The sequence below is a fragment of the cf. Phormidesmis sp. LEGE 11477 genome, from assembly GCF_015207105.1.
Classification (GTDB): domain Bacteria; phylum Cyanobacteriota; class Cyanobacteriia; order Phormidesmidales; family Phormidesmidaceae; genus Phormidesmis.
On record NZ_JADEXO010000155.1, the window covers coordinates 1 to 11,599 of the forward strand.

The following is an 11,599-nucleotide window of genomic DNA, read 5'->3' on the forward strand; positions in this document are numbered from 1 at the left end:
ATGCGTGGATCGTCTACTCAACATCACATTTGGAATACTCGTTCAGACTGTTATACGCCAAATTGATAGAGCTTTTCATACGCCAAATTGATAGAGTTTGTAGCGGCTGTACGCCAAATTGATAGAGCTTTTCATACGCCAAATTGATAGAGTTTGCAGCGGCTGTACGTCAAATTGATAGAGTTTTCTGTACGCCAAATTGATAGAGTTTATAGCAGCTGTACGCCAAATTGATAGAGCTTTCTATACGCCAAATTGATAGAGCTTTTCTCGAAAAACGGACACCAAATTGATAGAGGGTTTAATTTTCCTCAAGACTCGCTTATATTGAGGCCGTCCCCTTAGTTTGGCTTCGAATGCACTATGAGCGGTTCAGACGTTCAACTGAATATCTTCAGTGTGGATGGTCCATTACTACGAATTCTCCCGCGTGCTGGTGCGTCAATTCGTAACCCAGATGCCAATCTGCCTGTTCTTCGATCTGATGCAGGCGGATACTATCTTGAGATGAGGATCGACGCTGATCCTGACGAAGTCAGCGAAGTCGATCTCGTTCGCCGCATTCCTTTAGACAACCTTTCTGGGGAAGAGTGGAAAGAGCTTAAGCGCAATTACGATGGGCTAGATCTAGAATCTTACCTAAGCAAGGGTATTAAAGGGTTAGAGCAGATTGAAGATATTCGCTTGCGGCGGTTAACAGCGACGCTTCTAACCTTTTTAAATCCTAGACAGGTACAGTTAGTTCTTTTCTTATATAGGGCAGCAGCAGCAGAAGGTACTGGCCCTGTCGTTAAAATCCGCTCTAACGATATCCTTGAAGTTATGGGCTATGAGCGTACAAAAGATGGAAGTTTTCATGCCCTTATCAGATCGCAGTTGCACTGTGATCTGATGGCGCTTCATAGAACAGAACTGGTATACGCTCAGGAAACCTGGACGGGAGAAAAGCTCGAAGCCGATGTCAAGATCAGAAATATCTTGAGAGTTCAGGAATATCATGTCGACAATGTTCAACGGGACTTCGATTCAGAAAGAGCCGCTGATTATACATACGGCGCTGCTGATTCTTACACTGTGAACTTAGAATTTTTCCAGACTTCAACTGATGCTGATGGCGACTATGTGCTATTCGGCAACATCGACATGCAACAGGGCGTCGGTAAAAGTGCAAAGCATGATTATGGACTGAAGCTATTAGTGTATTTAGCTCACAGATTGAAGTGGGATGCTCCAAAAGATGGTCAGTATCTGACTATTTCTAGGCGATGCCTGTTTAAGAATTTAGATCTTCTAGGAAGTAACTCTTCAAGAAACAACAAGATATTTTGGAGGACTGTTGACGAGTTAAGAGAGAAAAAATTCTTGCTTAATGCCCGTGAACTGCCAGGAAAACGAAAGAGTAGCGTATTGATTGAATTTCAGCTCAACCCCGAAAACGTTAAGTCCTACGATCGGCATGTCCCTACATAAAGAGTTCGATGTTAGGGAACTCTCTTGACACTCCCACGGCTTAAGTCAGTGGAATTCTCCTATCTAGGGAACGCTGCGATTTCCTTCAATATTCCCATCATCCCTAGAGCAGTTCATCTCGCAAATCTATCTTGATTAACGTAAGTTTGGACGCTCACTCAGCGCCCTGAACACCTTTGCAATGTAGTAGTTGTCGCATTCTTTCAAGAAGTCCCACTGCGCGTTCGTAATCGAAAAGAAGATAGAACGTATATCCCGGCTATCCCCATCTTCTGAAGGCGTGGCAGAATAGGGGTGAGCGCTAGGGAACAATCTTGCGCTTGCTTGGCTTTTGGGTGTGGCCGCTGCCCCGGTTATGGTCTTGAATGTATTCAATCAGAGTTGCTATTGGCGCACCGCCCGCCGAGGCGTAATATTTTTGGTCGCCCCATAGTCCTTTGCTCCAGTTGCGGAAATACGGGCGCAGTTCCGTTTCAAACTCTTTTCTGATAATCCGACTGCTGGCACTCTTCATGCTGCCGACAAGCGTTGAAGGCGCTACGGAGGGGTGTAGGTCTATTGCAAGATGAACGTGATCGGCTTCACCGTCACACTCCAACAAAATGCAGTTGCTTTTCACTAGCACCCGACCAGCAATCTCTTCTATCCGATTAATCATCTCAGGTAACAGACACTTACGCCGGTATGCGGTGACGAAATAAGTGTGCAGGACAATGCTAAAAACGCTGTGACTTCCTTTCCTGTATGCTATCGCCATTATTCGGGTGAATAGATATAATGGCGATATGCTAACACGGCGTACCACCTTTAGGCTTTATCCGAGCAAGCAGCAGACCGCCAAGCTGTTCGAGTGGAAGCGTCTGCATTGTTATTTGTACAATGCAGCGTTAGCCGATAGGCGCGATATGTACAAGCGCTGGGGTATTTCTGTTGACTATTATGGCCAGCAGAATTGTTTACCCGCGTTTAAGGCTGAGTGGCCTGAATTCACAGAACTTGGCAGTCATGCGCTGCAAGCAACTTTGAAGCGGGTTGACTTTGCCTTTGAACGGTTCTTTAGGGGTTTGGGGGGATACCCCAAATTCAAAGGGAATCGGTATTACAGTGGATGGACATATCCTTGTAAACAGTCGTGGAAAGCACAGACTGACGGTGAGCATGGGCAACTGAAGCTCACCAACTTAGGAGAGATCTCAATGCGAGGTAAAGCTCGCACATGGGGTACGCCAACCACTTGCACTATTTTCTATCGTCACGGCAAATGGTACGCCTCAATCACGGTCAAATGTGAGCCAGTGCGGGAAACCGCAGGCGGTTCCATTGGTCTTGATTTGGGGTGCAAAGATGCCGTTACTTTCAGCGACGGGACAAGAAAGGCTAAGCCCGCATTCATCGCGTCGGCTGACAAAGCTGTAAAGCGAGCCTCTAAGCGGTTGCGTCGTAAGCGGGCACCAAACCGTGACAAGCGGGTGCGGGGTTCCCGTAGGTGGCGTGTTGAGCGTCAAAAGGTCAGTCGGCTACAGCGTAAAGTTACCCGACAGCGTGAGCACTGGATTCACGAACTCACTAGCAATATAGTTAGCGCTAACAGCCTAATTGCCGGTGAAAATTTAAACGTCAAGGGCATGACCGCTAAGGCCAAAAAAGGCAAGCGTAAAAAGCAAAAGGCGGGGCTTAACCGCTCTATTCTTTCGGTTGGATTCGGCATGATTGGTCAGTTTCTTGACTACAAATCTGCTGAAGCAGGCGGCTTTTATGTCGAGTCAAACACTCGTAAGCTAAAGCCTACCCAGCGCTGCGCCATCTGCTGGGAGCTAACGCCTAAGACGTTGGCTCATCGAGTGCATGTTTGTTCCAACTCTGAGTGCGCTCACGTCGAAGATAGAGATGTGAATGCAGCTCAGGTGAATCTCATTGATGCAACGGGTCGGAAACCGGCCTTAAGCCGTCGATCATCAGCCTCTACTAAGTGCGCAAGCATGAAGCAAGCCGGTGAGTTGAAACGCGCAAAATCCTTAGCCTTGAAGGACAACGGGACTAAAACCCCGTCCTTCTTTAAGGTGGGGTAGTTTATCAGCTTCCAATTAGGATGGCGCGTTAGAAAAGCAATAAAGTCACTCAGCCAAGCTGCCGCTTCATCTTCTGACGACTTTTGTAGGTTGACCTGCAAGCGCTGCAACGCTCCAATCGCGACGAGATCGCCAACGAGCGTTTGTAATAGCCAACTATCACATTCTGTCCACAGCTCTACTGTCCATGTGCTGAGCGTACGCGGCTCAGGCACCGCACTATCCAAGTCCTTAGCGAACTGCCAGATCTGGGATCTATGCGCAAAAGCAGGCTGGCCTAAAGCGTCTGCGTCAGGCCGGCAGCTGACTAAGTAGTAGACTGCTTTCCTCAGCTCTCCGTGGCGGTCTTTGCGGATCTTCTCGTCTATCGTGCGGCTGGCTTTATTGATGTCTAAGCGCTTTGGGAATGGGCAGCAAATTCCTCGATGGCCGAGCTGCTGTTTCCAGTCTTCATCGAGGATCTTCAGAACGTACTTGATCTCTTCCGGGATGCCTTCATCCTGGCTGAGCTTGCTTAGAATTTGGAAGTTACCGTATTGGTTAGGAATGATGGGGTAGGTGTTGAGCAGCTTTCGAGTGCTAGTCGATCTGTCTGATTCCATAAACGCGATCACCTGGTTGAGCCACTCTACCGTCTCTGCTTCTGACTTCTCTAGCCGCTGCGCGAGCTGCGCCAGGCTGTGTTCACTGGCGATATCCTGTACCAAATCGGTAAGCGTATATCTTAGTTTGACATCGAAGTCTTTCTCCCAATCGGTATCCACAATCTCGTACCAGCCGAGGACGTGGTCTTCGGTCGGTAGCGCATCAGCGTGGAGGGTGATCGCTAGTTTCCATAACCCCACTACCTGAGAAGCAGAACGATGGTACGGAATGCGCGCTTGAGCTAACGGAATCCTTTTACCCGTGTGGGTATCAACGATAGGAGTCTCTAAGATTTTCCGACGAAGCGGCTTCTGGATGCTCGCCTTGTACCACTGCGTATCGACTCGCTCAGGAAGACCACAGTGAGCGAGTCGATGTGCCTCCTTCCACTGCTGACTCGCATGGTCTAGCAACCGCTCATATAGCTCTAGGCATTCTTCAAAAAGCGCTTTATTAAACTGACGCTTCTCGTCGCCCAGATCATCGAGTAAAACGGTATCTCTTGGTTCGCTAGGGTTAAACAGCGGACTGTTGAAAACAACCGGGAAGCTGAACTGCTCTGAGCCAATCAGAGGAAAGTCACAGAACAGCCTCGGCGTCTTATCGTAGAATGATTGAACTGATATGCAACCGCCTTCTTCCTGCAAAGGCACGGCAATCGTTAGGGTTCGCTTGTGGTTAGTTACAGATGCAATCTCTAGTAAACTAGTTTCTGTTTCCGTCTTGAGTTGAATCGTCGAGAGTCTGATATCTGCTCCAGTCGTTCGCTCTAAGGCGATAGAGTAAGTGGCACTGTTTCCTTCGACCTCGTCGATTACAGATACTGAATCAATTTTGGGAAGAAAAATGAGCGCGTAGCTAAGCGCGTTGTGCAGATCGCTGATGCCCACTTTAGCAATACGACGGCCCTTGCGATCAAGGCTATATTTGAATGAAGTATCGAAGTCCTGATGCGGTTCGTAGCCTTCTAGCTTGGGGCATAGCGCTTCATCGTCTAACGCTTCAAACACCTTGTAAGACTCATCAACCTTGGCAGTCATCTCATCGGGCGTAGCTGCGTCCCTATCTAGCTTGAGAGTAAAGCGCTTATAGACAGGCGGCTCTGTGTCGCGGTCTTCTAGAACGCCCTGAACTTCAACCTTCTTCGAGAGCAGATGAGTTGTCATAAACCCAGTGCCGAACTTACCTGTGGTTTCTAACGCTTCACCTAGTTCTGAAGCGCGATCTTTTGTAGAGACTTGTTCGATTAGGTAAGTCACATTGTCTATCAAAAACGGACTACCGTTGTGCTGAAATTCAACAGAGTCACTGCGAAGAATAATTTGAACTCGAACGCGCTCTTTCGCAACGTCTTTTGCATTTTGCAGCAGTTCCCATACCCAGCGACGCTCTGAGGCTCTATTCTCGTAGAGCTTTTCGATACCGTCTAGCAGCTTAGTCGCGATCAGCTTTTTATGTGCCTTCAAGGAAGATTCGTAGGCTTTGCGGCTGTAGCTCATGGGTAGATGATAGAAAATCTTGTGTAGCTTTATCTTGCCCAAGGGGGACTATTCAGTTTCCAGCCACGGCGATCGCCCTCTTCAGCAACAGCAAGGCGCTGTAGCTTTTTCCGCTACAAGCAAATGTTGGGTATCCTGCGATTGGGTTACGGGAAAAAGTAGAGATGACAGAAGTCGAAGCGCCTAGAGGCGTAGCCTTTCTCAAAGATGCGCTCGCCGAACGACTAGGCCGACCGGCCGCAACCCGCGTGGCAAAAAGCAGACCTTCAGAATGGTATATTTTCGATCCGTGCTTCTCTGTTATTCAGCGAGGGGTGGGCAGCAGTAGCAGAGGATATCGATCTGGCATTCAAATCCGCAACAGGGAAATATGTTTCTACAACGTTCATTCTCGTACCCCTGCGAAGTTGCTCAAAACTAATCTTAAGCAGCGCCCTGAAGCCATCATCAGCGCGGCAGAAGGGAGCCTTCACTTGAGAAATTACCACTATCTGCATTTCTCTTCTCGAAAGGTAAGCCGCCAGACTGGGGCTAAGCGGTGGGCAGATACCGTTAGGGTAATTGAGTCAACACAGTGGAAAGATTTTAAAGATGAGATTGAGAAAGACCTAAGCGGTATTGTCAAGGACTTGTTTCCTGACCTGCCCAGCGCGGGAAAAGCAGGTACTGGTGAGGCTGTTCGGGGAAGTGACTTTTGTCTTTTCTTAGCTGACTTTGACCGGATAGAGTTTGCTGTCACCGACAGGCTAGCAGCAGAACAGGCAGCAGAGGTGATTGACGCAGCTTGGCATCTGTTCTCTTGTCTTTACCCTTGGGAGCCACCTAGAAAGCGCGATGCCTCGCTTCGACGGGCGATGCTCTCCAGGCCAGGACTATGTGACTGTGAGTACGAACGAATTGCTGGAGTTCCGAAATCAGACTGTGATAACTCCGCCGTCGAAGCAGCGCACATCATTCCTTATGCAAGAGGAGGAAGCGATCGCGCCTGGAACGGAGTTTGGCTATGCGCTAAGCATCATCGTGCTACTGAAGGCAAGCTGTCTGGCCGTCGTAGCGGACAGGACTTATCAGACGTACAGGTAAGATTTGCAGCTCGCGAAGATAGTGGTGAGTAGCTCCTTGCGCTAAGAAAAGACGGGCACAATAGGGTGATCGCGTTCTTGCCTATCGTATGGCCCAAATGATTCCAGAAGCCATACCCAGTAAGGCAAGTCAGGGTGAAAAGCTGCTGTTCGATGCCCTCGCTCGTCTACCTGAAGAATATCTAGTCTGGTACGAGCCCACCATCGAACGCTTACTGCCAGACTTCATCGTGCTTGGACCTGCGTTCGGACTGCTAATCCTAGAAGTTAAGGGCTGGTATGCCGGGAACATCGAACTAGCCAGCCATGATTTCTTTCAAATTAGACGCCAAAACAGCGGCAGAACGAAGATAGAAAGCTGCGCTAATCCGCTTAAACAAGGTCACAGCTACTTTGGCTCTGTCGCCGACAAGATGAAGAACTTTCCACTGCTGTGTCAGCAGGCAGGTAACTACCAAGGCAAACTGGCCTTCCCGATTGGCGTTGGCGCGCTCATGAGCAACATCACCGTTGCTCAGTCTCAAGAACATGCGCTATACCCAGTCCTAGAACAGCCAGCCGTCGCCTACCGCGATGAGCTACTGAGCTGGCCAGCTCTGCCTACCAACGAGCTGATTGCCCGGTTGAAGAGTATGTTCAAAGCAGACTTCACCTTTCCAGCGCTCATAGCCGATCAGATCAGCACCATTAAAGGTCTGTTGCATCCGGTTACCGTGGTGCGAGAAGTCCCTGCGATCGCCAGCAGCCTGCCGCCTGAAGCCACAGAACCTGTGCCTGCTCATGCCACTCGGCTGCTAAGCCTAGACCTAGAGCAGGAAAGGCTGGCTCGCACAATGCGCTCTGGGCACCGGGTCATCTCAGGGGTGGCAGGCTCTGGCAAAACGCTCATCCTGATGGCGCGGGCAAAAGCCTTAGCCAACAACCTAGAACAGCAGCGCATCCTAATTTTGTGCTTCAACATCACCCTGGCCTCTCATCTGCGCTCTGTCCTCCATAACGATTCGCGCAACCCGCAGTACCAAGACGCTATTGAAGTAATCAACTTCCACAGCTGGGCTAAGTCACTCCTCAAACGCTTGCCCAGTCCCAAGTCATTCAAGACAGAGGAGGCTTACAACCAGCGCCTGGGAGAGAAGGTGCTGATCGCGCTTCAGAAACTGCCAGACGAACAGCGGTGGGACGCGGTGCTCGTCGATGAAGCCCACACGTTTGATAAGAACTGGTTCCCCTGCTGCGTATCGGCGCTCAAAGACGCTGAAGAAGGCGATCTGTTGATTGTGAGCGATCGCAACCAGGGGCTCTACAAGCGCAGAGAGTTCTCCTGGAAGTCTGTCGGCGTGAAAGCGCAGGGACGGTCCAAAAAGCTTGCTCAAAACTATCGCAATACGCAGGAGATTCTATCGGCAGCCTGGGATGTACTGACGCCTTCTAAGGCCAAAGCAGACAGCGCTTTTCTCGCGGTAGAGCCTAGCGCAGCTCTACGGCACGGACCGATGCCGACGCTACGCATCGCTCGCTCGAAGTGGGCTGCGACCGAGCAGGCACTGGCCCAATTACAGGCGCTCTGTACCCGTGGCTATAGCCTGTCGGACATCGCTATTGTCTACAAGTATAAGAGTCAGCAGGAAGCTGCTGGGTTTCAGCTGTTGCTAGAACAGATGGAAGAACAACGAATGCAACCCTACTGGATTACCGCTGATGCAACTGCCAAGCGCACCTACGACAGTCAGCGGCCAGGGGTGCGCGTTGTTACCGCCCTCTCGTCGCTAGGACTAGAGTTCAAGGTAGTGCTGCTACTGTGGGTTGAGCAGTTCTGGGGCTGTCACGACAAAGACGCGGCTAAGGCAGAGGGCGATCGCAGACAGCTGTATGTCGCGATGACCAGAGCGCAGGACGAGCTGCATCTGTTGGCCAGCGGCCAGACGCGGATTGTGCAGGAGCTGAAGGAAAGCGGGAACTTTCTGCTGCTGTGAAGCAGGCAGCAAACCGATAACAGCCCATACGCAGCAGCTATGCCCCGGATCGCGCAAGACAAAGTTATAAGTACGATTCTCAAGCACGACTCGAAGACAACGAGCTACAAGATAGCGCTGCTGCGAGCGATCAACGACATGGTGCTCACCTACCTGGACCTAAGAACCTTCCATCTGCCGGTGGCGATACCGCTGAAGCTGCTAGCGAAGTTTTGGGTTGCTTACTACTGGCCGTTTGTAGATGCCGCTTTGCCGATTCAACAGGGTCAGCGGGCAACACGCAAGGGCAAGACCCAAAACGATATGGCCTTTAGACCGGCGCTGAGTGGACTAAGAGCGCAGTAGGAACAAGCCATTGGTGGACTGAAGAACCCAGCAGATGGCTTCTTTTTGATCAACGAACTGAAGTCGCCGCGTAAGTGGCAGCACTATCCAGAGCCGCTAGTCGAGGGGCTGTCGAAAGCGGTCAGTGCGATTTCGCGCACCGTAGAGAAACCGATTCAATACGCTGGTCCTGGCGAGTGGAGCGTCTTCGATAGGCCACAGCGCTACAGCACGCTCTCTAGTAGCACAGTCGCGGTGCCGGGCACGCACCAGCGCGATCGCTGTTTGGTGATTCCTTTGGGCTTCAGTTAGAACGGCCTAAGTTCTTTGTGAGCCAACGCAAGCTGAGATTGCTGCAACGTAGGCTCAAAGGTAAGCAGTTAGGTTCTGCTAACTGGCAGAAGCAACAGCGGAAGATAGCTAGGCTGCATGAACGCATTGCCAATACCCGCAAGGACTTCCATTACAAGGTGGCACACAAACTTTGTGATGCTGCTGATGTAGTGGCAGTCGAAAAGCTAAACCTAGTCGGCTTAAGTCGTGGGTTCTTGGGTAAGCACATGCTAGATGCGGGGCACGGGCAATTCCTAAATGGAATCTTACCGTGGGTCTGCTTTAAGCGTGGCGTCGGCCTGATGTATGAACCAGCTGCGGGCACAAGCCAGGAATGCCCAGATTGCGGCAGGGTAGCGAAGAAAGATATTTCAGTTCGCTGGCATCATTGTGAATGCGGCTGTTCTATGCCCCGCGATATTGCTAGCGCCATTGTGATTAAGAATAGAGCCGTGGGGCGCACGGTTTTAGAAAATGCTTGTAGAGATGGTCTGACGGGGGCAGCGGTTAACGTCGCTGCCTAGTTAAGAGTCTGTGAAACAAGAATCTCTGTCTATAGCCGCAGGTTTAGGGGGAGAGCGTCAAGGACTGTCATTACCTATAGTCTCAAAAACACAAATGGATCTACTAGGCGAAGCTGAAAGGCTAGCGATCGCGGCCCAGCAACAGGTTGATCAGGCGACCGCAGCAGGCGCTATGAAACTAAAAGCTGCGGTTGAGTCTGCCCAACGCTCAGTAGAGGATACTCAGCAGCAGCTATCAACCGCAGTAGAAGCAGCCATCTCAGACTGGCAGAGCGAAATCGTCTCGTTTGGCACCGCTGGTATGGTCACAGCCAATGCCTTGAAAGACCTACCGCGCACAGCTCAGGCACTTGCTGAAGAGATGCCGAAGTTAGCGCGTCGGCTCCAAACAGCCGGGACTAGACTAGGCGATGCGCCTCGCACAGAGGCTGACATCATGGGGCTGTTTGATAAGATTCCAGGCACTTCTAAGCTAGGCGTGAGCGAATGGGATATCCGCGTCTTCCTATCAAACAAGCACGGTAGCCATATCTATCCTCATTCTAAAGGCGGCAGCAACAGCGCACAGAACACCGTGTGGGAGGTGGGCACTGACAATATTCGTCGGGGTGCCAGGACGATGACCGCAGGCGAGCAGCAGTATGTTCGCTTCTACAACGCGGTAGATTCTGTTCTGAAGAACTCAGCTACTATCGCTAAACTGGGAATCACGGCCACCGGCACGGCTGTGCTGACGCAGGCACTCGTTACCACGCTGGCTTACACCTTAGATCTACATCGAGGCGAGATCACTCAAGCAGAGTTCAAAGGCAAGATCTCAGAAGCGGCTATCAGCGCAGGCATCGCCACCCCTATCTTCTTCGTTATCTTTGTCGCAGTGATGGCGCTGTTTCCTGAAGTCGTTGTGGTCCTGTCAGCGCCTGCGGTAGTGGCTGGGTTTAATGCGCTGTTTGGCATCGGCATTGCTCTACCGATTATTCAGTCGTTGGTTCGTCATATTGAAGCAGACGGCTTCGGCGGTGAGTTTAAGGCGCAGTACGAGGCAGCGATCTTACGCGGAGAAGCAGTTGTGCAAAACTCGCTGTAAGTGTACGACTAACAACGCTCTACCCCACCAAAGAAGCTAGGAGCTGGAGTATCTAACCATACTCATATCTATGTTATGCAGCGCTATCTGATACTCAGTCACGATCTGCTGCGTACCGGCTAACGCGGACGGAGAAGCTAGCGGTGGTACAGGTGGGGCAGGAGCGCTATACATTGCGGCGTGAGCGGCGATCGAGGTTGTAGATGACTGCGATCGCGTACGGGGATAAAGAATTCGTTGTCCTTAGCCTCAATAGTCGACAAAATGAATGGAGCTGGGCACGCTGCCCCTAGATCCGGACTGCCACTCTGCGTAATCTGTATGCGTCCTCTCGCTTCTTTGATAACTACGGTTCACAACAGAGAAGACTACCTAGCTCAATCCATAGAAAGTGCCTTAGCCCAACGCGAACAAAACTTTGAGCTAATCATCTTAGACGACGGGTCACAGGACCGCTCTGTCGAAGTTGCCCAAACCTACGCCCAAAGAGATAATCGCATCCGCTTTATCAAAGCGAAGCATCAGGGTAGAGGTCAGGCACTAGCGACTGCCTTCAGCTTTGCTAGCGGTAAGTACCTAGCGCTTCTAGATAG

The 11,599-nt window shown here is 50.8% G+C and carries 10 protein-coding genes and 1 pseudogene; 9 read left to right on the plus strand and 2 right to left on the minus strand.

What is annotated here, in order from left to right; translation table 11 throughout:
* The first annotated feature begins 363 nt into the window (after positions 1-363).
* Positions 364-1,470 carry a hypothetical protein gene (locus IQ256_RS26260; protein ID WP_193858653.1) on the plus strand — a complete coding sequence of 369 codons (1,107 nt, stop codon included), beginning with the start codon at positions 364-366 and terminating at the stop codon, positions 1,468-1,470.
* A 301-nt stretch (positions 1,471-1,771) separates the two neighbouring features.
* On the opposite strand, the gene tnpA is transcribed toward IQ256_RS26260, so the two are convergent.
* Positions 1,772-2,227 (minus strand): IS200/IS605 family transposase, encoded by a 456-nt coding sequence (gene tnpA / locus IQ256_RS26265; protein ID WP_193858654.1) that lies wholly within the window; start codon positions 2,225-2,227, stop codon positions 1,772-1,774.
* 28 nt (positions 2,228-2,255) lie between these two features.
* Between tnpA and IQ256_RS26270 the strand changes: the two genes are divergently transcribed.
* Positions 2,256-3,539: an RNA-guided endonuclease TnpB family protein gene (locus IQ256_RS26270; protein ID WP_193858655.1), complete on the plus strand. Its 1,284-nt coding sequence runs from the start codon at positions 2,256-2,258 to the stop codon at positions 3,537-3,539.
* A gap of 1,787 nt (positions 3,540-5,326) precedes the next feature.
* Here IQ256_RS26270 and IQ256_RS30560 read toward each other — a convergent pair.
* A pseudogene (locus IQ256_RS30560) lies at positions 5,327-5,683 on the minus strand (sacsin N-terminal ATP-binding-like domain-containing protein); the annotation flags it as partial.
* 164 nt (positions 5,684-5,847) lie between these two features.
* Between IQ256_RS30560 and IQ256_RS26275 the strand changes: the two are divergent.
* The 7 genes from IQ256_RS26275 to IQ256_RS26305 all read left to right on the plus strand — a co-directional run.
* On the plus strand, positions 5,848-6,798 hold the full coding sequence (locus IQ256_RS26275; protein WP_193858656.1) for an HNH endonuclease signature motif containing protein: 951 nt from the start codon (positions 5,848-5,850) through the stop codon (positions 6,796-6,798).
* Between the two features lie 56 nt (positions 6,799-6,854).
* A complete protein-coding gene (locus IQ256_RS26280; RefSeq protein ID WP_193858657.1) occupies positions 6,855-8,738 on the plus strand; it encodes a nuclease-related domain-containing DEAD/DEAH box helicase in 1,884 nt (627 codons plus the stop codon).
* A gap of 39 nt (positions 8,739-8,777) precedes the next feature.
* Entirely contained in the window at positions 8,778-9,083 is a 306-nt protein-coding gene (locus IQ256_RS26285; protein ID WP_193858658.1) for a hypothetical protein, read from the plus strand.
* Positions 9,084-9,128: 45 nt separating this feature from the next.
* A complete protein-coding gene (locus IQ256_RS26290) occupies positions 9,129-9,374 on the plus strand; it encodes a hypothetical protein (RefSeq protein WP_193858659.1) in 246 nt (81 codons plus the stop codon).
* Between the two features lie 17 nt (positions 9,375-9,391).
* Complete coding sequence (locus tag IQ256_RS26295; protein WP_193858660.1) at positions 9,392-9,919, plus strand: RNA-guided endonuclease TnpB family protein; 528 nt, start codon at positions 9,392-9,394, stop codon at positions 9,917-9,919.
* A gap of 10 nt (positions 9,920-9,929) precedes the next feature.
* Positions 9,930-11,006, plus strand: coding sequence for an HNH endonuclease (locus IQ256_RS26300; protein ID WP_193858661.1), 1,077 nt, complete (start codon positions 9,930-9,932; stop codon positions 11,004-11,006).
* Between the two features lie 321 nt (positions 11,007-11,327).
* A partial coding sequence (locus IQ256_RS26305) for a glycosyltransferase family 2 protein (protein ID WP_193858662.1) occupies positions 11,328-11,599 on the plus strand: 272 nt, incomplete at its 3' end.